Below are 21758 nucleotides of genomic sequence, written 5' to 3' on the forward strand. Positions count from 1 at the left end.
CCCTTCACAATCGATAGGGATGCTATTTGTTTTTATGTGGAGAATCTTTGTTCTCATGCCCTTTTGAAGTTCGTGTATAATCCTGAGGAGCAAGCGCTTTGTTCCGCTCTGTATAGCCTTTGGGTGATAATCGAAAGATGGATTTTTTAATGGTTGCCCAATTTAGATCTGTTGCTAGATTCATGTAAGAGTAGCCGTAAATTCGAATATTACTTAAATAAAGCAGTGTCAGGTATAAAGAAACAAAGAAGCCAAATAACCCGAAAAAGGCACTAGCAAAGATAAAGGCAACGCGTAATATGCTAACTGAAGTAACAAGTGACTGATTCACTAATGTAAAGGAAGCAATGGTAGAAATGGCGATGACAACGATCATTTCAGGACTCGTTACACCTGCTCGAATGGCTGCATCCCCAATAATTAATCCACCTACAACACTGATGGTCCCACCAATAACGGAAGGGAGACGCAAGCCTGCTTCACGAAATAATTCAAACATCAGCAACATCAGTAACATTTCAAGCGAAGAGGGGAGCGGTAAGCCAGCCTTCGCTTGCACGACGGTTGCGAGTAGTTGAAGCGGCAATTGGTTTTGGTGATAGGTTGTCAAGGCAAGCCAGAATGCAGGAAGTAGTAAGCCGATTAAAATACCAAATATTCTTAATAATCGTTCGAGTGAACTGAAAATAATAGGATATTCATTATCCTCAGCTGATTTCAGTAAGAGAAACAAATTGACAGGGTAATGATGGCATAGGCGACGCCATCTACAAAAATAATAAAGCGTCCTCTTGCTAAGGCCTGAACCGCATAATCAGGTCGTCCAGTATAATCAAACTTCGGAAAAAGCTTGGAATTTTTATTCACCCGTTCCATCAATAAATCGCCACTAAAAACAATATCTGTATCAACAGCAGCAAGCTGCTTTTTGATGCCATGTAAAATATCCATATCCACAATATCATCAAAATAAAGAATGGCTATCGTAGTTTTTGATCGTTTCCCAAGCTCCACTTTTTCCACACAAAATGAATTGGTCGGCAAACGTTTTCTTATGAGTGCGATATTGACGCGAATATCTTCAATGAAATTATCTCTGGGCCCTTTAACAAGAACCTCCATGCGCGTTTCTTCAGGCTGGCGATTCGGCTTTTGGGCAATATTGCTTGCATATAAAAGATTGTCTTCGTCAAAATACAACAACAAGAAGCCACTATAGACAAAAGTTATCAGCTGTTCCTTGTCTTGTACTTTTTGAATACTTGGAACATGAAGATGCCTTGCGATATTCTCTTCAAAGGGAACCTCATCCAAATGATCATATAAATATTGAATACGTTGAATAATCACTTCATTAAGCATTTGTTGATCAATCATAGCATCACACGTAATAAAGTGTACTTTCTGCTGATTAAACATATATTCCTGAAATTGAATATCTGCTGATTTTTGAAATAATTTTCTGAGCGTACTAAGATCTAGCGCTTGTTCTTGCTGAGGCATTATGATTCACCACTTTTCTTATCTTGTTTTTCAGTTTTCCCCTTTTTAGAAGATTTATCCGACAAGAAAGCTACGACTACGAAAAATATTGACAGTAAAAAGAAAAAAATAAAAGTGGCTGCCAGAATATAATTTCCTTTTACTTTTAAAAATAGGCTTTCATTTAGCATGATTAATGGTAAACAAAGAATAAAGAAGGGAGGAGCAAGCATTTGCCATATACGCTTGGGATCTCCTGTCATCTTCAATAAATCTGCCACAATGTACAAAAGGAAGCTAACACGAATAAAGGTTCCTGTCAGCCATTGATAAATGGAGAAAAAGTCAAGATGCTCGATATAGCGACCGATTGTCACTAATCCCCATTCTTCGTAGGCAGGATAGCGTTGCTTAGCCGCTTCATTCGGTCCAAATTCTGTAATGGCTCCAATTAAAGGTCCTAATGTCAGTCCTACTAAAATAGCCAGCATAATAGCAAAGTGGTACCAGCGAATACGTTCCTTAAATTGATGCTGTAAAAATAGCAACATTAAAAGCTCAATAAACCCTGATGCAGGAAAAATCATGCCTCGCAAGACAGGCTGGAATCCATGTTCAAAAAATGGACGTAATAATTCATAATCTTTTACCTGCATGTTCGTAAAGGCCACGAAAAAGCCAAAGATAACTACTCCGAATAATACAAAAACGTTTAAAATGACGAGCGTCTGTAAGCTAGTCGTCACAAGAAGAATACACAGAATGACGTAGATAAATAGTAAGATAATTACAGGGGTTTGCGGTAAAAATGTAGTATTAATCCATTGCAGTGTTTCAACCATTGTAAAAGCTGCGATAATCATTAAAAAAATAGCAACTGTATAAATAACAATAGTAGAGCCAATTTTCCCGATTTTTGAATCGAGCCAATCTCGGATGGGCTCTTGATTAGATTTTGATTGAATATATACTAATAAAAATAGCCAAAAGAAAATAATTCCTCCAGCAAACAATACCGATAGCCAGCCATCTCTTTTGGCCACATCTAGTAGTGGAGGAATAATGGTTACATGATTTTTTAAGCCAATAACAGTCATTGATAGGAAGATGACATGTAAAATACTGATTGATCCTACACTTTTCATGTTGAAAACCCTCTAACATTGATTGATACATATTAGCTTTGACAAAAAAAGTCGGCTTTATAAGCAGAAAATGGTATGGTTTCATGAAAAAACGAGGTATTGGATGACACCATCATCCAATACCTCGTCATAGGAAAAGTAAGCTAAATTAATGAATATATTTTGTGCTTACAAGATCTTCTTTTAAGACATCTGTTGGGATTTCAAACTCTACAACGCCCATATAGCCAGGTGCCACTTCATATTTATCAAAGGAAATCACAAGCTTGCCTTTATCAGAAATGTAGAATTGCTGATCAGGTTTAATAGTTGTAAATTCCTCCATTAACTCTTCATCGGCAAGGCCAGCACCCTTTACCCAATAAACTTTATCTTGATTCGATTCAGCTATTTGTGTACGCATTTGTTCTTTAATATTTTCACTAATTGTTTCAATATAGTGTTGATCTTTAAAGAGCATTGGTAAGGTAATTAAAATTTCGTTTTCTTTATCGATCGTATCGTATTCCATCACCGTTGAAGAAGAAGCAACGGTATTCACTACATAGCGGCCAATCGACAAAATTTGTTCGTTATCAGTTTTGATTTCGTAGCCACTATCAATACCTAAATGACCACCGCCATTTAATTTTAAATCGCCCACTTCTGCCATAAATTCATCGTAAAGTGTCTTACCTTCTGCACGATATTTTTCATTTAATGTATTCGCCAGATCTTGATTTTCTAAGTTTTCAATAGAAGGTACTTTAATGTTGGCATCATAATTATCTTCAGCCACTTCATATTCTGTCCAAGTCAATACTTTTATCACACTACCAACCACGGGAATTTCTGAGAGTGTGCGTGCCATTGCAGGACTTACATTTAAACCAGCTGTAAATAGCATGGCTGCAGCGGCAGATCCAAGGACCCATTGAGGTGTACGATTTTTTTTCTTTTTTCGACCTTGCTTAAGTGCTTTTTCAACCACGAAGTCTAGCTCTTTTGGAATCGGGACTTTCATATATTGTTTTTCTAACTCCTGTAATTTTTTATCCATGTGCAGTTTCTCCCTTCACATCTTCCAATTGGATTTTCAATAGTTTTAATGCTTTATAAAGACGCGATTTGGCTGTACTCAATTTAATGTCGAGGATGTTCGCCACGTCAGCGAGTTTTAAATCCTCGAAATAATGGAGAATGACAACCTCTCGATACATTTGCGGGAGTTCATCCAACGCATGCTCCAAGTCAACATTCTCATAAACATCCTCTTGAGCAGGTGTTAAATATTGTAATGTATCATCATCTGTCACTTGTAAGCGTTTATGCTTACGTAAAAAATCTATGGCTGTACGGACAACTATTTTATAAAACCAGCTTTTCATATAGGTCACATTCTCAAGTCGATCTAATGAAAGCATGGCTTTTTGGATACTGTCTTGTACAACATCTAGTGCGTCCTGTTCATTTTTTGTATAGCTATACGCGAGCAAATAAAAACGCTCTTTTTGTTCTCGAATGAATTGGACAAACACCTCTTCATGTTGAAATGCATTTCTTGTTCTCATGTCCAAAGAAGCTCCTTTTTAACATTATCAAATTGTATACATTTACTAGACGTACGAGGAGAGGGAAAAAGTTGATACCATGAAAAAAACTTACCCCAATTGAGATAAGTTTGATCCTTCTATAGTATTGGCATACGTTAGTATAACGGCTGATCATGAAAAATAGTCATATGTATTTTTCAAGAGTAATAGAATGGTCACAACGATAAATAATTTACGTACATAGCCACTGCCGCGTTTAATGGCAAATTTTGAACCAACAATAGCTCCTGCAATTTGCGCAAGACCCATTGGTAGTCCATAGGCATAATTTATTTGTCCTAAGTATATAAACATAAGGAGGGCAGCTACATTACTGCCGAAATTTAAAAATTTGGCGTTTCCTGCTGATTGTAAAAAATCAAAGCCAACTATGAGAAAAGCAAAGAGTAGAAACGAGCCTGTCCCAGGACCTAAAAAGCCATCATAAAAGCCAATAAGTGTAATCACGAAAACAAAAATAATAGAACGCTTAGGGGTTAATTGTTTAAAGGTGGTCATACTGCCCCAGTCTTTTTTAAAGATGGTATAAATGGCAACGACTGCAAGCATAATCAGCATTAATGGCTTCAGTACACTTGGGTCCATTAAGTGGACAATCCAAGCACCCAGCATAGAGCCAAAAAAGACGAAGGGGAATAGCTTATAGACGGCTTTTATATCTAGTTTACCAGAGCGATAAAATGTCACTGTGCTAGTAAGGGAACCCATTGTACCTGCCAATTTATTGGTTGCTACTGCAGCAGAGGGAGGAAGGCCAACGAACATAAGAGCTGGTAATGAGATAAGCCCACCTCCTCCAACCACTGAATCAATAAAGGCTGCTAAAAAACCGAAGAGGATTAAAATTAATAAAATATTTACATCTAAATCAAAAGGCACAAAAGGTCATCTCTTTTCTATCATAATAATCTGATAGTAGCGAACTGAGGATAGGCTGTAAATACTCTAGCTGCTATTTTTTAATAGAAATAAATGAAGTGATTCAATAGGGAATGACGATAATTTCTACATAACTCAAAAAAATTCTACTTGGAGTCATTATTTTGATGTATTATGTAGATAATGGTGTTTTTACGTAAAGGGGACGTGATGACATGAGTTTAGGAAATCATATACGTGTATTTCTCTGTGTTGTGTTTATGGGAGTACTTGTAGGGTATGTCTTTAATGCAAAAAAAGATATAACAGATCATGAGTATATTGATACCGTAAAGGAAGGCTATTTGGAGAATTTTTCAGATGTCACAGTTCGAAATGCGTTTAATTACGCTTTTTATGAACCTTACTGGCACTATTATGAAGCAAAAACTGGGGAGCAAGTTGTAGAATTGTCAGGTGATATTACGTTTCAAGACGAAAAAGGACATGCTATTCTCCAATTTGTCGTGAACGAACAAACGCAGCAATTTTCCCTAGAGGCAATGAAATTTAAAGATGTCGTATTAAACCAGCAACAACAACAAAAGCTTGTTGGCATGGTCTATCACACTTGGGAAAAGAAACAACTAGCTTATGAGTAAGGTTTTTTATTTTGTAAATCATCCAAACTGTATTACAGTAAAAGGGGGAGCTAGAGACAGAGAGGATGTTTTACATGAGATTAAGTATTTTAGATCAAATGCCGATTCCAAAAGGTCATTCTGCAGAAGAGGCCTTCCAACGTACAGAACAGCTGGCATTGCTAGGTGAAGAGCTTGGCTATCACCGTATGTGGCTTGCTGAACACCATAATAGCCAGTCATTGGCGAGTTCAGCTCCTGAAGTAACTGCTGCTTTTTTAGCTGCTAAAACACAGCGGCTTCGCATTGGTACGGGTGGTGTCATGATGATGCATTATTCACCCTATAAGCTAGCAGAGGTCTTTAAAACATTATCGGGGCTGGCACCCAATCGTATTGATTTTGGTGTGGGGAGAGCTCCTGGTGGTGATCATGCCGCTATCTATGCCTTGGCAGAGGGAAGACGACAACGCTTCACAGAACAGTATGACAAGCTAGAAATCATATTAAAACTAATGAATAATCAAAAAACAGGTGAACATGTCTATGATCAAGTCGTTGCAGCTCCTGCTCATATTTCATTACCAGAGGCTTGGTTACTAGGTTCTAGTGGTCAGAGCGCAATGCAGGCTGGCCAGCTGGGAGTAGGCTATTCGTATGCACAATTTTTCACGGGCAATATGTCAAAGGATATCTTTGATGCCTATAAAGCCTATTTTACGCCTTCTTATTATATGGATAAACCACAAATCATTGTGACATATGCAGCAACAGTTGCCCCAACCCTAGAAGAAGCGGAATATTTAGCTAAACCGATTGATATTTCTCGTCTTCAATTAATGAAAGGGCAAATCATTCAAACAATGTCACCCGAAGAAGCGAAAGATTATCCATTAACTGAAATGGATAAATTGACGATTGACAATAATCGCAAGGCGAATCTTGTCGGGACACCCCAAGACATTGCTGCTTTTTTAAGCGCTGAGCAAGAACGCTATGGCTTTGATGAAGTGATGCTAAATTGCAATCAATATGAATTAGAAAGTCGTTTAAATACCTATAGATTCCTTGCAAAGGAATTAATTGGATAAGAGAAAAAGCCATATTCATCTGAATATGGCTTTTATGTATTTAGCTGAATTAGAATAACGGCTTTACAATTAGAAAAACCCGGAAATGAATTTCCGGGTCTGATTACCACTTACATTTTCTGCTCCATGACACACTGCCTCGCTTCCGCATAGGATCTTAAGATATTCCTAAGAAATCTGTACTTTAGCTTATTCAGTTTTGATGGTCCTTCTGAGTTATCGATCAATCGCACTCATCGGGTTAACCCTCCTAGTCATTGGATTTGAAGTGAAATCTTTAATAGTATAGCTCAACTTCTATTTCTTATACCTCTTGTGAACATAAAATATTTTTTGTGCTAAAAAATAATTACAAGAAAACATACAGTCATTACCAGTTAACAATGAAGATAAAAACACTCGTCTGTTTGAAGAAAAGTATATTTGCATCCATGATGTATGCTACTTGTACAACTGGCTGTGATTTTAATTATTGATAGATATTTCCATAAATGTGGTTGACTTAAAATGTGTATTAAGCATATAATACATTTCAAGAAGTGTATTAACTGTTTAATACATTTTTTTATTGTCGGTGTATTAAGCACTTAATACGCTGAGGTGTTAACGAGAGAAAAAATATGTTCATGTTGATAGGTGCAACCCATCATTCTACATACTGTGTATTAAGTGTTTAATACGCGGAATTAATTTTTGAGGAGTTGAGTTATTTGACTATAAATTTTAATAATCGGGACCCGGTGTATGTCCAAGTGATTCGGCATTTGAAAGAACAAATTGCCAAGGGATTTTATGAGCCAGGTCAGGAGATTCCATCCAGAAGGGAATTAGCCAATCAGTTAAAGATTAACCCAAATACTGCGCAACGAGCTTATAAGGAAATGGAGGAACAAGGATTGATTTTTACAGAGGGGAATATGCCTAGCTGCATTACGAAAGATGAAGCAGTCCTTAAAAATGTCCGTGAGGAATTGATTATCGAAGCGGTTGACTTATTTTTAGGCTCTATTAAATCTATCGATGTGCCTTTAGCCGAAGTATTGGAACTTGTAAAGAAAAAACATGATGCCGAAAGCGGAGAAGCGGAGGAGTCGAAATGATAGAAGTAAAAAATGTTAACAAGAAATACGGCAGGAAACAAGTTTTAAAAGACATTTCTTTTACTGCAGAAAAAGGAGAGATTACTTGTTTAATAGGAATAAATGGTGTAGGTAAGACGACCATTATGAAAGCTATTATGGCGCTCACACCAATTAATAGTGGTGAAATTTTAATGGATGGAGAAAAAATCACAAAAGAAAGTTTTGAAAAAATAACCTTCATCCCAGACACAATAACGATGTTGCCACAAATGAAAATCAATGAAGCTTTTGCGTTCATGGCTGATTTTTATAAAAGCTGGAATCCTCAGAGGGCAGAAGAATTACTACAATTTTTTAAACTTGATCCGAATGAACGTATTGCTAACTTATCGAAAGGAAATACAGCAAAAGTGAATATGCTACTGGGATTGTCACTTGATGTCGATTATTTACTGATGGATGAACCATTCTCAGGCATTGATATTTTCTCTCGTGAGCAGATTGCAGAGGTGTTTACAAGCCATTTAATTGAAGAACGTGGTGTCATTATAACAACGCATGAAATTAGTGATATTGAGCATTTGATTGATAAAGCAGTCCTTATTGATGACGGTGCAGTATTGAGGGAATTTAGCGTGGAGGAAGTACGTGAAAATGAAGGGAAATCAGTGGTTGATGTGATGAGGGAGGTATATCGAGCATGAAAAACTATTTAAAACTTGTTAATTTTGAAGTAAATCGATTTTTTAAATTGTATTTGATTTTAATAGGCTTGACCATGCTCAGCCAGCTTATAGGAGCGGGAATTATCTCACAAACCTATATGAAAAATGCTAAACAGTTGATGGCAGAAAACCAGTTATCCATGAACCAGTATGTGGAACAATACGGGACTTTTTCTTTCGATCGATTCACTGATTCAGAATGGTTTCTGCTGCCAATCTTTTTTTGTATCGCCATGTTGATGATTTATGTTTTCTTTATTTGGTATCGAGATTGGTTTGGTAAAAATACATTTATTTACAGATTATTCATGTTACCAACTGAAAGAATCGCCATTTATTTTGCGAAATTAACGACGATTATGCTTTTAGTTCTTGGCTTGATTGCTTTGCAAATCTTGCTAATTTTGATGGAAAAACAAATAGTGAATAAGATTATACCAATAGACCTCCAATCAAATTTCTCAATTTATGCTAGTTCTACTTTAAATATGTGGAGGTGGCTGTATCCGACTAGCTTTACAGAGTTTATCCTGGTATATGCACTTGGGTTACTTTTCGTGGCAGTAATATTTACCGCGATTTTAATTGAGCGAAGTTATGGTTTAAAAGGGATTTTTTACGCTATTTTTTATGGCTTACTGTCACTTGGGGTATTTTTTGCTCCAATCCTATTAGTTAATGTTTATACAAATTACTTTTACCCACTTGAAATTTTCTTAATGGTACTGGTAACGAGCATGATCGTTTTAGGCAGCGCCATTTGGATTGCGAATCATTTATTAAAATATAAAATCAGGGTCTAGAGGAGGTATAACAATGAAAAAATATTGGAAAACAATCAGTATTAGTTTCTTCATCGTGGTGTTTATCAGTTCTTACTATATCCAAAAAACAGCAATGGCTTCTAAAAATGATAGAACCTATAAAATTGAAACGATCAGCGGAAATAAGGAAGAAATCGAAAATCTTATTCTTCAAACAAGTTATCAGAGTAATGATCTTTATCATATGTTGTACATATCAAAGGATGGTTCCACGAATCCCAATAATCAGTCTTTTTTTAGAGATTTGATGGCACCGAATGAACCTATGATTCTTCGAAAATATATTGAGGAACACCGTAATTTTATGCGTGGGAAAGAATTTGATCCAAGAAAATATTTTGAAGACAAATCACGTTTGATTTACACAACGTTTTTAGATGATGGTCGAAAAGAAGCTAGCAATGTCGTAACGCTTCAAATTGATACACTTGATAAAATTACAAATGACAGTTCTTCCTTTAAAATCGATATACCAGTTAAAGCAAGCTATGATTGGATTAATGTGAATGACGTTTACGTGGGAAATGGAAAAATAAATATATTAACAACCAACTATTTATCTGCCAATTATCTTATAAAAGGTAGGGAAGAGTTGCATGTCTATTCGATTGATGAGAACAAGAAGGAATTAGTAAAGGACGCCATCCTTGCAGAATTAGTGTCAGAAGAAAGAGGCACTTCCAGTCTCCGTATTTTTAATGAATACAATACTACTACTCAAAACGAAAATTATTATTTATATATGGTAGAAAAATACAGTGATCGAAAAGAAGATACTGAGCTAGAAGTTATCTCTAGTCAAATATATCTCTATAATAATGCCAAGAATGAAGCAGAGGAATGGACTATGCCAGAAGAATTAAAACCCTATCGGAAGTCAATGCTGATTCATAAAGAAACGATATACATTCCTGTTTATTCAGCCAATGGTCTAACATTGAACCGTTATCATATTGAAAAGAAGCAGTGGGAAGAACCCTTAACCCTCCAATATTCAAGCATTGCGAATGAGAATGATGCTCCATATTTACGTATAGCAGAGGGAAAATTTTATTTAGTATATCGTGTTTCTGATGGACAGTGGTTGTCTATCGTTGATTTACGTACAGGTGGATTGATTTATGAAGGGAAAATCATTTCCGAAGACAAAAAAAATCAAGAGGCGGATTCCTCTCTTAGGATCGAACAATTATATATGATGCATTAAAGAGCAGGCATAAGGACAACCTACAATTTATAACGCCATATGTAAAAGAAACTCCATGTTGATCAGTCTTTGTTCAACATGGAGTTTCTCTCTTTATCGATGAACTTATACACGAGCAGAGCCACTCACAAACGCGGCATCAGGATAATACATATTTTTAACAAGTACATTTGGCCCTAAGCATTTGACTGCTGGACAATGGCAGTTAAGCGATTTTGCCAAGTCGGTTGCCATCCATTTATCAAAAATCAATGGTAGTTCGTCATGCACAATATTGCCGAGGGCTGGTGTGTCACCAAAGTCGGTAACAATCACATCGCCTGTAAAGATATTGATATTCAATCGTGAACGACCGTCGGGGTCATTACGCATTGTGACATTCTTCGCAGTGCGGAGACGTTGTAACAGCTTTTGATCTTCTTCATTCATGCTACATGGGTAGAATGGTAGTGTACCAAACAACATCCATGTATTGTCATCTCGAATATCTAACAGGTGATGAATGGCTTCACGTGTTTCCTCTAGTGATAAAGAAGTAAGTGCACTTGCAAAGTCGGATGGGTACATTGGATGCACCTCATGACGTGCACATTTCATCTCATGGATGATTTGGTGATGAATATGTTCTAAGTATGGTAAAGTTTTTTTGTTTAACATTGTTTCTGCTGATACCATTACGCCATGTTCAGCTAGCATTTTTGAGTTATCAATCATGCGTTGGAATAAGGCTGCACGTTGGTCATATGTTGGTTTGCGTTCCATCATTGCAAAGCCCGTTTCCACAAACTCATCGATTGTTCCCCAGTTATGGGAAATATGAAGGACATCAAGATAAGGCGCAATCAGTAAATAACGTGCTGGTTCCAATGTTAGGTTGGAGTTAATTTGTGTCCGTACACCACGTTCATGCGCATATTTTAAAAGTGGCAGCACATAATTCTGGACTGACTTTTTACTCATCATAGGTTCTCCACCAGTAATGCTGAGCGTTTTTAAATGGGGTATTTCATCTAATCGTTTTAGAATTAATTCAATCGGTAATGCCTCAGGGTCTTTATTTTGTAATGTATAGCCTACTGCACAGTGGGCACAGCGCATATTACAAAGTGTTGTTGTTGTAAATTCAATATTTGATAGTGTCATTTGTCCGTGCTGTTCTACATCTAAATAGGCTTCCCAAGGATCATAGACAGGTGTTATTTTTTGTAAGGTCGTCATCTTTCGTACATCTTCCTTTCTAGCATTCTATTGTCTCATATTCAACGATAATTTCAAATATGAAATTGCAGAACGAGCTATTTTAGGGCTAGTCGAACATTTTTTTCAATATAGAAAAAGTTCCCTAGTTTCAATGGACGGATAATGTGTATAAAGCGCATACATGTTCTAATATTCTGTCATAGGACATTTTACTGTTATTTTTCATAAAAAACGTTATCATGATATAGAGTAAATAGTCACAATGCATCGAAGAAAGTGGGAATGAACATGACGAAATATGAGATATTATTGTTTGACGTAGATGATACATTACTAGATTTTGATTTAGCTGAAAATGCAGCACTTGACCGCATGTTCAGAGAGGAAAAGATAGCCACTACTCCCGAGATGATAGCGCGCTACAAAGAAATTAATGAATCGATGTGGCGAGCTTTTGAGCGTGGGGAAGTGACAAAAAATACACTACATAATACAAGATTTGCGGTTGCTTTAAAGGAATTTGGAATGGAGGTCGATGGCGTCTACTTTGAATCGCTATTCCAAAAATACTTACAGGAAGCACATCATTATGTAGAGGGAGCTTATGAAGTCATCGCTCAACTAGCCAATCACTATCATTTGTATGTCGTCTCAAATGGCGTAACGTTGACACAGAATAAACGACTAGTGGATGCCGATTTAGCACAATATTTTAAAGGCATCTTTATCTCCGAGCAAACGGGCTATCAAAAACCAATGCCGGCCTTTTTTGATTATGTATTTGAGCGGATTGAGCATTTTGATAAAGCTAAAACGCTTATAATCGGCGATTCTTTGACATCAGACATTAAAGGCGGATTGCTGTCAGGCATTGATACATGCTGGTTTAACATCCGCAATGTTGAAAATACGAGTGATATTGAACCGCATTATGAAATTAAAAAATTGCATGAGTTACATGAGCTATTGCATACAAAAATAGCACTATATTAAGACAGAAGGCACTTCCTTTGTTCCGTGGACAGAGGAGGTGTTTTTTTATGTCTTTAAGATTTATTTTTGAATATCTACTTTACAAAAAGTCATGAATCATTTAAAATTCGATTTTGAATGATAATAGTAATCATTACTATTTAAGTGAAGGGGAAAGTATATTGAAAAAAATAATGAGTTTACTAGTTCTATTGATTGTGAGTGGAAGTATGCTTGTGGCCTGCGGAAATTCAGATGACAAGACAAAAAAAGACAAGGCAAAAGGTGAAAATGAACATGTTTTAACCATTTCTTGGCCAAAGGATATTGGAGAAGTAAATCCACACCTGTATGCACCAAATGAAATGTTTGCTCAGGCCATGATATACGATCCGCTTGTACGCTATGGAAATGATGGGCAAATAGAGCCAGGATTAGCAACAGCATGGGAAATGTCTCAAGACGGTAAGAGCTACATATTTACATTACGAGACAATGTCTTGTATTCAGACGGCTCTCAGCTTACGGCAGACAATGTTAAACGTAATATCGAAACTGTAGTGGAGAATATTGCACCGCATAGTTGGCTAGAAGTGGTGGCAGTCATTGATCGGGTAGAAGTCTTAGATAAGCTGAAATTACAGATTCATTTAAAAGAGCCTTACTATCCATTTTTACAGGAGTTAACGTTGATTCGTCCATTACGTATGTTAGGGGATAGTGGCTTCCCAGCAAGTGGGACAACCAAAGATGGCATTGAAAAAGCGGTTGGAACAGGTCCTTGGATTTTAACTGATTACAAGCAAGACAATTTTGCTGAGTTTTCACGTAATGAGCATTATTGGGGAGAGAAGCCTAAGCTAGAAAAAGTCATCGTCAAAATTATTCCTGATTCACAAGCACGTATGATGGCACTTGAAAAAGGAGATATTGATTTAATTTTCGGAAGTGGTCAATTAGCACCTGAGGAACTCCGAGTTTTGGAGAAAAATCCCCAATATCAAACGCTAATTTCTGAACCTTCCTCTACTAGAATACTATCTTTCAATTCAGACTATGGCGTGACGCAAGATAAAGATGTCAGACTTGCTTTGCAGTATGCTTTTGATCGACAAACAATTATTGAACATGTATTAAATGGCATTGAACAAGAGGCCAAGTCTTTATTTGCTCCAGGATTTCCGTATAGTGATATTCCATTTGAGTCTTACAGCTATGATTTAGAAAAAGCCCAGCAACTATTGGATAAAGCAGGCTGGATCTTTGAAGAAGGGGCTCCGTTTCGATCCAAAGACGGTCAAGCACTGACCATCACAATTCCATATAACAGTAATGACCAAGTGCATAAATCTATATTTGAATATTTACAGGGCGCATGGCGTGAATTAGGCGTAGATGTCAAATTGATTGGAGAAGAAGATCAACTTTTCCGAACGCGAAGTAAAACAGGTGAGTTCAATGTCATTATGAATGATACGTGGGGGGCACCTTATGATCCCCATATGTATTTACGAATGATGACGGGGGAAAAGCAAATTGGCTATTATGCGTTAAAAGGCACAGCACATTCAGAACAATTAGCAGCGAATATTGCGAAAGTGATTCGCTCAACTGATGAATCAGAGAGACAGAGCCTGTATGAAACCATTTTACAAACCATTCATGAAGAGGCGATTTTCATGCCATTATCTTATCGGACAAATTATTTGGTGGCCAATCAACGTCTAGCCAATTTATCGTTTTCTATGCAGCAATTTGAAGTGCCACTCAATCAATATGAGGTGAAATAATCAAGATGTTTGCATTCTTTGTTAAACGGCTAGTGAGTATGTTACTTGCATTGTTTGGTATAACCATCATCGCCTTTGGATTAATCCGTTTCATTCCTGTTGATCCCGTTGAAGCATATTTTACAATCAATCAAATTCCAGCTACTGAAGAGGCCATGACAAGTATGCGTGAAGATATGGGTCTCGATCAACCATTAGGGACACAATATATTGTTTGGCTCAGCCATGCATTGCAATTAGATTTTGGAACATCCTTTGTATCGAAAAAGGCTGTGGCAACAGAACTGTTTCAACGCTTTGAGACGACATTTCTTTTAGCGGTAACAGCATTAGTCATAATTATTGTCAGTAGCTTGACTATTGGTATTTGGTCTGCAAGTAAAAACAGTGGGTGGCTCGATTGGCTTACACGTACTGCTATCTTTACAATCGCCTCCATGCCCAGTTTTTGGCTGGCCTTTCTCTTCATTTACACAGTGGCTTTGAAATGGGGCGTCTTACCACTCATGGGGTGGGGAAGTTTTGCTCATGTCATTTTACCATCGATAACACTGGCTTTAGGATTTATCCCTTATTACATTAGGCTCATCCGCTCAAGCATGAGAGAAGAAATGAAGAAACCGCATGTTCTATTTGCCCGTGCAAGAGGTGTAAAAGAAACGGTTATTTTGCGTACACATATTTTCAAAGGCATTTTACCACAACTTATCACATCCCTTGCCATGACCTGTGGAGGCTTATTAGGGGGTGCAGCGATTATTGAGAATGTTTTTGCCATTTCTGGCGTAGGGCACTTTATTGTGGAGGCTATGTTAGCAAGAGACTACGCTGTACTACAAGCCTTTATCGTCATCATTGGGGGATTATATATCATCGTCAATTTCATAGCAGATATACTTTGTGCGGTTATTGATCCACGTGTCAGGCTGAAAGGAGGCGCTCTTTAATGAAAAAGCATCTGTCACTCATCATCAGTAGCTTGCTTGTACTTGTGCTAGTTGTGATGGCTCTATTTGCTCCTTGGTTAGCGCCTCATGATCCTTATACAACAGATATAGCCAATAAATTACAGGGGTTTTCTATGCAGTACCCGTTAGGTACAGATCACCTAGGGCGCTGTGTGCTATCTCGTTTATTGTATGGTACACGCACCTCTCTTCTGCTAGCCTCTGGCGTACTATTCATTACCTTAATCATTAGCATCATTGTAGGGTGTCTGGCGGGGTACATCGGTGGGCTGGTTGATCTAGTATTAATGCGTATTTGTGATGTTCTTCTATCCATTCCTGACTTTATTTTTGCCCTTGTCATTGTAGGTGCGTTAGGTGGTGGCATTAAAAATATGTTTGTGGCAATTAGTTTTGTGTCGTGGGTAGGTTTTGCGCGTATCATTCGCAATATGGTGCGTTCTTTAAAAGAAAGCACTTATGTACAATATGCACGGCTGACAGGTGTACCGAAACGAAAAATTATTAGGAGGCATATATTGCCGTTTGTCTTTCCACAAATATTTTTGTTAAAACTAATCGGGCTTGGCTCCACAATACTTTTAATTTCGGAGCTGTCGTTTTTAGGGTTAGGTGTTACGGCACCGATGGCAGAATGGGGCATGATGATTAATGATAGTAAAACCTATTTAATGAGTGAACCAACGCTTATGTTTATACCAGGTATCATGATCTCATTAACCGTTCTTATTTTTAATTGGTTTGGGGATGCCCTTCGTACGGCTATGGACGCCAAAATATAAGAAGAAGAGGTGACAATATGTTAGAGATAAGGGATTTGTCAATTACGCTTCAAACAGCGCAGGGACCTAAAAAAGTTGTGCAGCATGTTGATTTCCAGATTCCAACTGGTACAACGCTTGGTATTGTCGGGGAAAGTGGTAGCGGTAAAACGATGCTATGTTATGCCATCCTGCAACTGTTTCGGGAGTCTCGACACTATGGGGGAGACATTTTATTGGAAGGCCGTTCCTTACTGGGAATGGATGAACAGCAGTTACGGTGTTTACGCGGCAATGACGTAGCATGTATATTGCAGAATCCTATGGCTATGTTTAATCCTATTATAACAATAGGAAAACATATGGTTGAAACATTACAAGCACACCGATCGCTCAGTAAAAAACAAGCATTGCACATAGCAACTGAGCAACTTGCTTTTTTTCAATTGACCGATTCAAGACTGTTAAAAAAATATCCTCACGAGTTAAGCGGGGGCATGCTTCAACGTGTCATGATTGCCATGGCTATGAGTCTTCGTCCAAAGCTTTTGCTTGCAGATGAGCCAACAACAGCCCTTGATACGATGACACAGCTCAAGATTTTAGAGGAATTGTCTCATTGTCAGCAACAATATCAGACAACGATGCTGATTGTGTCACATGATCTTGGCGTCATCGCCCGAATGGCAGATCAAATTGTTGTTATGCGAAGAGGGAAAATCATGGAATATGGTCCAGCCGAACGGATATTACAAAACCCTGTTCATTCCTATACCAAAGCATTAGTCGCAGCGAAAAGGAAGGATGATCAACTTGAAAAACTTGTGGATAGCTGGTCAGGTGATACAAATGGAATTCTATATGAACTAGACACGAACTATTGGGTAAGACAGGAGGAAAGCCGATGTTAAAAATCCAACAAGTATCTAAAACCTATCGAAAAAAGAGGTTGTTTGGGGAACATGAAACAATAGAAGCTGTGAAAAATATGTCATTCACCTTGAAGCAAGGGGTTTGCTTAGCCATTGTCGGGGAGAGCGGTAGTGGCAAAACCACACTAGGAAAGCTGATAATAGGTATGGAAAAGCCAGATAGCGGAATCATACAATTCGATCATATAAACCTAGCAACGACATGCAAAGAAGAGAAGAAGCAATTACAAAAAAATATTCAAATCGTTTTTCAAGATTGCCATAGTGCTGTTAATCCGAAAATGAAGATTCGAGACATCATTGCAGAGCCAATGAATTGTCATTTACAGTTGACGAAACAACAGCAGCTAGAAAAAATAAAGGAGCTTTTAGTACAGGTGGGACTATCTGAGAGAGATGCTCAAAAATACCCTCATCAATTAAGTGGTGGTCAGTTACAGCGAGTGACCATCGCAAGGGCGATAGCAACAGACCCTAAGCTCATTATCTTGGATGAATCCATTAATAGTTTAGATATATTGGTACAAATCAGTATCCTAAAACTTCTGAAAAAATTGCAACAGGAGAGAGGCTTCAGTTATTTATTTATTACTCACGATTTACATGCAGTTAGTTTGTTTGCAGATGAAGTAGCTGTTGTAGATCAGGGTGAAGTGGTGGAATTTCTTCATGATGTGTCTCAAATTCCATGTATGACCCATCCGATAAGCCAACGCTTATTAGCCTCTAGATTACCTATAAATCGTCAAGAAATTTCTTCGTTGCAAGGGGAGCAAGTATCATGAAACTTCAACCTTTATCCCTTCGCATGATGCAATTATATGGGCTTGCGGTTATTTTTTTTACCGCCAATGCCGTGTTGACAGTTATTTTTCCATTAGAAGCAGCGGATGGGGGGTACTTGGAGGGTGAAATTGGAGTCATGATGGCCATGTATATGCTTGTTTGTATGCTATTAAGGCCTTTTGCTGGCCAAATGGTCGCCAAGCATAGTCCTTATACGATTATGCAATGGCTGTTAGTAGGCCATGCACTTGCACTGCTTATCTATGTAATATTTGGTATTGATAGTGTCTTTTTAGTACGAGTCCTACAGGGTATCATCACCGCTTTCTTTTCTATGGCGATGCAGCTAGGTATTACAGTTGTCTTACACGACCATGATCGGGGGCAAGGCATGTCGATGTATTCCTTATCCAGTGTTGTACCTGGTTTATATGGACCTGCAGTAGCGCTACTCTTGTGGACGCAATTGGATAGACAGGATTTATTAATCTTTGTGGTTATGTTGGCTCTTCTGCCACTACTGTTTTTTATTGGCTCCCCTTTACCAAAAGCAAAGGAAGACACAGAAGTTGTGACAACAAGAGAGCTGTTAGCCGCCATGAAGGGGGTAAAACAACACAAGGGGCTAGTCATATCAGCAATCGTTATGGTTCTTGGTGCTGCTATTTTTGGCGCCATCACCACCTTTTTACCATTGTTTATGCTGACCGAGGGAGTGGGGAATCCAGCTATTTATTTAACGTTACAGGCATTGGTCGTGGTGGGTAGTCGCTTTGTATTGCGACGCTCTATTCCTTCAGATGGACAATGGCATCCGAAATTTATTGCATGTGTGCTTTTCAGCTCCATATTGGGCACAACGTTGCTTGCTGTTTTACCTGAAATAGGATCTTTTGTCTATATTTCCGCTGTTTTCAATGGCCTTGCCTCAGCGATGCTATATCCGACAATTACTACATATATGTCGTTTGTTGTACCACAAGAATCAAGAAATGTTTTGCTAGGTTTATTTTTAGCTACCTATGATTTAGGCTTTGGGTTGGGTGGGTTTTTGATGGGCTTTATTGTGCAATTTACATCCTATATGGTCATGTTTATGGTTTGTACGGTTTTAGCGATTATCGCACTCTGTGTTGTATTGCGTAACGGTAATCCTGAGAGGCAAATTATCACTACCATACTGACAAAATAATCGCGTGCTTGCTATGTATAAAATACAATAGAAAAGGCAAAACCTTTTATGAGACTAGTTTCCATGAAAGGGGAAATATTCGATGAATATGGTTTTAACTGCCAGTAAACGTCAAAAGGGACAACAATCTTCTTTAACACAGCTTCGACAAAATGGGGGCATTCCAGGTGTGGTTTACGGCTTTCAAATGGAATCAACGGCAATTATGTTAGATGCGAGAGCCTTTGCAAAAATGTTAGCTACACACGGTACGAAAAATGTTTTCCAATTAGATGTTGAAGGAAAACGCATTAATGCAGTTTTAACAGAGGTACAACGTTGTGCATTAAAAGGGAATGTTAAGCATGTGGATTTTAAATCAATCAATATGTCAGAGGAGCTAGAAGTGGATATTCCAGTGACTGTAATTGGGGATGCAGTTGGAGTTGCTGATGGCGGATTCCTGCTCCAGCCTAATCGTGAAGTGCGTATTAAAGTGAAGCCAACTGACATTCCAGAAACCATTGAAATAGATGTTACAAATGTTGCAATTGGGACTTCTCTATACGTCGGAGATATTCGTCAACAGTTCTCGTTTGAAATTTTACAAGAGGATGACTACACACTTGTGACGATTACACCACCGGCTGCTGAAAACGTACAGGAAGATGATACAGTGGACGATACACCAGAAGTGATGGAAGCAACAGGACAAAATACTGCTGAACCAGAAGCATAAAGGAAAGAGGAGCCTCCTTACACTACGTAAGGGGCTCCTTATTATTTGCTATAAAAATTGCTGTATGGATTTACGATAACGATAATAGAGTGTGATGTAAATACTACAAGTTGCTAAAAATAGCCATGGTGGAAGAAAGCGCATGATGGCAAAGGGTGTTTCAAATAAAAAAGCAAAAAGGAAGGCAGAACCTTCTTTATCCCATAAACCTGGGGTATAATATGCGCTTTTTATACTGAAAAAGGGAGCGACGTTATCGTTGCCATTAAAAATCATTAAGAAGATAAGTGAGAGTATTGCCCAATTGCTTGCATGTTTCATTAAACGTTTATATTTCGCAATGTGGGAATCATGATCTGAAAATAATTCATCATTACCATCTTTACTTTTTGTCCAATAAAAAGTGCCATCATATGATTTTTCTTTTACTATACGCCAGCCAAAATCTTCATGTAATTGCTTATAGGTAGCTTTCTTTTCTTTCCGAAGCTCCTGCTGACAATCAATCCGAATAACTTGTTCAAGATTTTCAGTAGGCTGAAATGTATAAATACCTGCTGAGTTTATGTGAGAGCATAGCCAACCCTTGGCTAACATTTCGTTTAACCAACGCTCTTCCTTTTCGATATCAAAAAAGATTTTAAACTTTATCATGTTCGCCAGCTCCCTCGTATAAAGATAAAATGCGCTGCAATCTTTGTTGCTCTGCCGCTAATATTTCTAGACCCTCTTCTGTGGTTTGATAAACTTTGCGTCTTGTATCCTGGGTCTCAACAGGCGCGATCCAATGATATTTTAATAAATTTTCAATGGCTCCATACATAGTGCCGGCAGCAATCCTTACACTACCTGCGCTCATTTCCTCGATTTTTTGCATCATGGCATAGCCATGTAGCGGTTCACGTAAGGCAAGTAGAATATAATGCATGGTTTCGGATAAAGGTAATAATTTATGTTTTTTCACATCTTCACCTCAAATATACAGTTGGACTATATAGTTTGATTATATATAGTTGAACTGTATATTTCAACTGTAAAAAAGACAATGCAAAAATGCATTGTCTTTAAAGTTTAGACAACAGCGCTTTTCACGCCTGTCCATCGCATAAATAATTTTTCGTTATAGGATAAGGCAAATTGTACGATTGGTCCAAGTCCAAATGCCATAAATACCGTACCGATGCCTATAGGACCGCCAAGTAGGAAGCCAATGATTGCAACTGTTACTTCCATTGTTGTACGAGAGCGAGTCACACTCCAGCCAAGCTTATGAACCATCATCAGCATGAGAGTATCACGCGGTCCAATACCTAAATTTGCTACCATATACATTCCACAGCCCCAGCCTAGTAACACTAGCCCTGTAAGGTAAGAAATAAGTTGCATCCAAAAACCATCAATATCAGGTAACCAATAGTTGAAAATATCAATAAAAATGCCTGCCAAAAACATATCGATAAACGTTCCAGGTAAAGGGAACTTTTTCGTAATCAGCATATCAAACGCTAAAATAGCAAGTCCCAAAATAATGGACCATGAACCGATTGATAGGCCTACTGTTTTTGTTAAGCCAATATGTAGTACATCCCATGAGCCCACTCCAAAGAGTTGGCCTTTAATTGTTAATGTGATACCAAAAGAAAGTACGATAATGCCTGTTATGAAAAACAAACAGCGCGTAAAAAAAGCTTGTTTCATTTTTAACCCTCATTCATTCGAAAATTCCTGTTGTCCATCCAGTTATTATAACAATAGATTTTCAATATGCCCGAAGATTGTCATTTCACATTTT

The 21758-nt window shown here is 37.8% G+C and carries 22 protein-coding genes and 1 pseudogene; 14 read left to right on the forward strand and 9 right to left on the reverse strand.

The window, feature by feature from the left end; genetic code table 11:
• Window positions 1-22: 22 nt before the first annotated feature.
• The 5 genes and pseudogenes from HXV90_RS02085 to HXV90_RS02105 form a co-directional block, all read right to left on the reverse strand.
• Window positions 23-1503: pseudogene (locus HXV90_RS02085) on the reverse strand (spore germination protein).
• Window positions 1503-2627, reverse strand: coding sequence for a GerAB/ArcD/ProY family transporter (locus HXV90_RS02090; RefSeq protein ID WP_048392400.1), 1125 nt, complete (start codon window positions 2625-2627; stop codon window positions 1503-1505). Before HXV90_RS02090 ends, HXV90_RS02085 begins: the two are co-directional and overlap by 1 nt.
• A 148-nt stretch (window positions 2628-2775) precedes the next feature.
• Complete coding sequence (locus HXV90_RS02095) at window positions 2776-3666, reverse strand: anti-sigma-V factor RsiV (protein ID WP_054550465.1); 891 nt, start codon at window positions 3664-3666, stop codon at window positions 2776-2778.
• Entirely contained in the window at window positions 3659-4177 is a 519-nt protein-coding gene (locus tag HXV90_RS02100) for an RNA polymerase sigma factor SigV (RefSeq protein ID WP_004230723.1), read from the reverse strand. The genes HXV90_RS02095 and HXV90_RS02100 overlap by 8 nt, the downstream gene beginning before the upstream one ends.
• A gap of 153 nt (window positions 4178-4330) precedes the next feature.
• Window positions 4331-5098 carry a sulfite exporter TauE/SafE family protein gene (locus tag HXV90_RS02105; protein WP_048392402.1) on the reverse strand — a complete coding sequence of 256 codons (768 nt, stop codon included), beginning with the start codon at window positions 5096-5098 and terminating at the stop codon, window positions 4331-4333.
• Between the two features lie 215 nt (window positions 5099-5313).
• Here HXV90_RS02105 and HXV90_RS02110 point away from each other — a divergent pair, with 215 nt between their 5' ends.
• The 6 genes from HXV90_RS02110 (at window position 5314) to HXV90_RS02135 (ending at window position 10647) form a co-directional block, all read left to right on the forward strand.
• On the forward strand, window positions 5314-5739 hold the full coding sequence (locus tag HXV90_RS02110; protein ID WP_269898249.1) for a hypothetical protein: 426 nt from the start codon (window positions 5314-5316) through the stop codon (window positions 5737-5739).
• A 74-nt stretch (window positions 5740-5813) separates the two neighbouring features.
• Window positions 5814-6809, forward strand: coding sequence for an LLM class flavin-dependent oxidoreductase (locus HXV90_RS02115; RefSeq protein WP_066037789.1), 996 nt, complete (start codon window positions 5814-5816; stop codon window positions 6807-6809).
• 710 nt (window positions 6810-7519) lie between these two features.
• Window positions 7520-7909 carry a GntR family transcriptional regulator gene (locus HXV90_RS02120; RefSeq protein WP_004230719.1) on the forward strand — a complete coding sequence of 130 codons (390 nt, stop codon included), beginning with the start codon at window positions 7520-7522 and terminating at the stop codon, window positions 7907-7909.
• Complete coding sequence (locus tag HXV90_RS02125) at window positions 7906-8595, forward strand: ABC transporter ATP-binding protein (RefSeq protein WP_066037788.1); 690 nt, start codon at window positions 7906-7908, stop codon at window positions 8593-8595. Before HXV90_RS02120 ends, HXV90_RS02125 begins: the two co-directional genes overlap by 4 nt.
• Window positions 8592-9419: a hypothetical protein gene (locus tag HXV90_RS02130; protein ID WP_048392405.1), complete on the forward strand. Its 828-nt coding sequence runs from the start codon at window positions 8592-8594 to the stop codon at window positions 9417-9419. The genes HXV90_RS02125 and HXV90_RS02130 overlap by 4 nt, the downstream gene beginning before the upstream one ends.
• Before the next feature lie 13 nt (window positions 9420-9432).
• Window positions 9433-10647, forward strand: coding sequence for a hypothetical protein (locus HXV90_RS02135; protein WP_269898250.1), 1215 nt, complete (start codon window positions 9433-9435; stop codon window positions 10645-10647).
• A gap of 105 nt (window positions 10648-10752) precedes the next feature.
• Here HXV90_RS02135 and yfkAB read toward each other — a convergent pair whose 3' ends face one another.
• Complete coding sequence (gene yfkAB / locus HXV90_RS02140) at window positions 10753-11865, reverse strand: radical SAM/CxCxxxxC motif protein YfkAB (RefSeq protein ID WP_054550461.1); 1113 nt, start codon at window positions 11863-11865, stop codon at window positions 10753-10755.
• 270 nt (window positions 11866-12135) lie between these two features.
• On the opposite strand from yfkAB, the gene HXV90_RS02145 reads away from it, so the two are divergent.
• The 8 genes from HXV90_RS02145 to HXV90_RS02180 all read left to right on the forward strand — a co-directional run bounded on the left by HXV90_RS02145 (window position 12136) and on the right by HXV90_RS02180 (window position 19966).
• Window positions 12136-12840, forward strand: coding sequence for a YjjG family noncanonical pyrimidine nucleotidase (locus tag HXV90_RS02145; RefSeq protein WP_004230713.1), 705 nt, complete (start codon window positions 12136-12138; stop codon window positions 12838-12840).
• 161 nt (window positions 12841-13001) lie between these two features.
• The gene (nikA, locus tag HXV90_RS02150) at window positions 13002-14609 is read left to right on the forward strand and encodes a nickel ABC transporter substrate-binding protein (RefSeq protein WP_269898251.1); all 1608 of its coding nucleotides are present in this window, start codon (window positions 13002-13004) and stop codon (window positions 14607-14609) included.
• A gap of 5 nt (window positions 14610-14614) precedes the next feature.
• A complete protein-coding gene (locus HXV90_RS02155; protein WP_269898252.1) occupies window positions 14615-15556 on the forward strand; it encodes an ABC transporter permease in 942 nt (313 codons plus the stop codon).
• The gene (locus HXV90_RS02160) at window positions 15556-16359 is read left to right on the forward strand and encodes an ABC transporter permease (RefSeq protein WP_269898253.1); all 804 of its coding nucleotides are present in this window, start codon (window positions 15556-15558) and stop codon (window positions 16357-16359) included. The genes HXV90_RS02155 and HXV90_RS02160 overlap by 1 nt, the downstream gene beginning before the upstream one ends.
• 17 nt (window positions 16360-16376) lie before the next feature.
• Window positions 16377-17249, forward strand: coding sequence for an ABC transporter ATP-binding protein (locus tag HXV90_RS02165; protein ID WP_269898254.1), 873 nt, complete (start codon window positions 16377-16379; stop codon window positions 17247-17249).
• Entirely contained in the window at window positions 17243-18055 is an 813-nt protein-coding gene (locus HXV90_RS02170; RefSeq protein WP_269898255.1) for an ABC transporter ATP-binding protein, read from the forward strand. The genes HXV90_RS02165 and HXV90_RS02170 overlap by 7 nt, the downstream gene beginning before the upstream one ends.
• Window positions 18052-19248 carry a staphylopine family metallophore export MFS transporter CntE gene (gene cntE, locus HXV90_RS02175; RefSeq protein ID WP_269898256.1) on the forward strand — a complete coding sequence of 399 codons (1197 nt, stop codon included), beginning with the start codon at window positions 18052-18054 and terminating at the stop codon, window positions 19246-19248. Before HXV90_RS02170 ends, cntE begins: the two co-directional genes overlap by 4 nt.
• An 82-nt stretch (window positions 19249-19330) precedes the next feature.
• Entirely contained in the window at window positions 19331-19966 is a 636-nt protein-coding gene (locus HXV90_RS02180; RefSeq protein ID WP_269898257.1) for a 50S ribosomal protein L25/general stress protein Ctc, read from the forward strand.
• A 48-nt stretch (window positions 19967-20014) separates the two neighbouring features.
• Here the strand turns inward: HXV90_RS02180 and HXV90_RS02185 are convergent, their stop codons facing one another.
• The 3 genes from HXV90_RS02185 to HXV90_RS02195 all read right to left on the reverse strand — a co-directional run bounded on the left by HXV90_RS02185 (window position 20015) and on the right by HXV90_RS02195 (window position 21664).
• A complete protein-coding gene (locus HXV90_RS02185; RefSeq protein WP_259950783.1) occupies window positions 20015-20620 on the reverse strand; it encodes a DUF2812 domain-containing protein in 606 nt (201 codons plus the stop codon).
• Complete coding sequence (locus HXV90_RS02190; protein ID WP_054550495.1) at window positions 20607-20894, reverse strand: PadR family transcriptional regulator; 288 nt, start codon at window positions 20892-20894, stop codon at window positions 20607-20609. The genes HXV90_RS02185 and HXV90_RS02190 overlap by 14 nt, the downstream gene beginning before the upstream one ends.
• 143 nt (window positions 20895-21037) lie before the next feature.
• The gene (locus HXV90_RS02195) at window positions 21038-21664 is read right to left on the reverse strand and encodes a YczE/YyaS/YitT family protein (RefSeq protein WP_004230690.1); all 627 of its coding nucleotides are present in this window, start codon (window positions 21662-21664) and stop codon (window positions 21038-21040) included.
• Between the last annotated feature and the right edge of the window lie 94 nt (window positions 21665-21758).

The sequence above is a fragment of the Lysinibacillus sp. JK80 genome, assembly GCF_027557635.1.
Lineage (GTDB): Bacteria > Bacillota > Bacilli > Bacillales_A > Planococcaceae > Lysinibacillus > Lysinibacillus capsici.

What these genes read in the sequence shown, in the direction of transcription:
- HXV90_RS02090 (WP_048392400.1), bottom strand. Translation starts at nt 2,627, where the DNA reads ATGAAAAGTGTAGGATCAATCAGTATTTTACATGTCATCTTCCTATCA.
- HXV90_RS02095 (WP_054550465.1), bottom strand. Translation starts at nt 3,666, where the DNA reads ATGGATAAAAAATTACAGGAGTTAGAAAAACAATATATGAAAGTCCCG.
- HXV90_RS02100 (WP_004230723.1), bottom strand. Translation starts at nt 4,177, where the DNA reads ATGAGAACAAGAAATGCATTTCAACATGAAGAGGTGTTTGTCCAATTC.
- HXV90_RS02110 (WP_269898249.1), top strand. Translation starts at nt 5,314, where the DNA reads ATGAGTTTAGGAAATCATATACGTGTATTTCTCTGTGTTGTGTTTATG.
- HXV90_RS02115 (WP_066037789.1), top strand. Translation starts at nt 5,814, where the DNA reads ATGAGATTAAGTATTTTAGATCAAATGCCGATTCCAAAAGGTCATTCT.
- HXV90_RS02125 (WP_066037788.1), top strand. Translation starts at nt 7,906, where the DNA reads ATGATAGAAGTAAAAAATGTTAACAAGAAATACGGCAGGAAACAAGTT.
- HXV90_RS02130 (WP_048392405.1), top strand. Translation starts at nt 8,592, where the DNA reads ATGAAAAACTATTTAAAACTTGTTAATTTTGAAGTAAATCGATTTTTT.
- HXV90_RS02135 (WP_269898250.1), top strand. Translation starts at nt 9,433, where the DNA reads ATGAAAAAATATTGGAAAACAATCAGTATTAGTTTCTTCATCGTGGTG.
- yfkAB (WP_054550461.1), bottom strand. Translation starts at nt 11,865, where the DNA reads ATGACGACCTTACAAAAAATAACACCTGTCTATGATCCTTGGGAAGCC.
- HXV90_RS02145 (WP_004230713.1), top strand. Translation starts at nt 12,136, where the DNA reads ATGACGAAATATGAGATATTATTGTTTGACGTAGATGATACATTACTA.
- HXV90_RS02155 (WP_269898252.1), top strand. Translation starts at nt 14,615, where the DNA reads ATGTTTGCATTCTTTGTTAAACGGCTAGTGAGTATGTTACTTGCATTG.
- HXV90_RS02160 (WP_269898253.1), top strand. Translation starts at nt 15,556, where the DNA reads ATGAAAAAGCATCTGTCACTCATCATCAGTAGCTTGCTTGTACTTGTG.
- HXV90_RS02165 (WP_269898254.1), top strand. Translation starts at nt 16,377, where the DNA reads ATGTTAGAGATAAGGGATTTGTCAATTACGCTTCAAACAGCGCAGGGA.
- HXV90_RS02170 (WP_269898255.1), top strand. Translation starts at nt 17,243, where the DNA reads ATGTTAAAAATCCAACAAGTATCTAAAACCTATCGAAAAAAGAGGTTG.
- cntE (WP_269898256.1), top strand. Translation starts at nt 18,052, where the DNA reads ATGAAACTTCAACCTTTATCCCTTCGCATGATGCAATTATATGGGCTT.
- HXV90_RS02180 (WP_269898257.1), top strand. Translation starts at nt 19,331, where the DNA reads ATGAATATGGTTTTAACTGCCAGTAAACGTCAAAAGGGACAACAATCT.
- HXV90_RS02185 (WP_259950783.1), bottom strand. Translation starts at nt 20,620, where the DNA reads ATGATAAAGTTTAAAATCTTTTTTGATATCGAAAAGGAAGAGCGTTGG.
- HXV90_RS02190 (WP_054550495.1), bottom strand. Translation starts at nt 20,894, where the DNA reads ATGCATTATATTCTACTTGCCTTACGTGAACCGCTACATGGCTATGCC.
- HXV90_RS02195 (WP_004230690.1), bottom strand. Translation starts at nt 21,664, where the DNA reads ATGAAACAAGCTTTTTTTACGCGCTGTTTGTTTTTCATAACAGGCATT.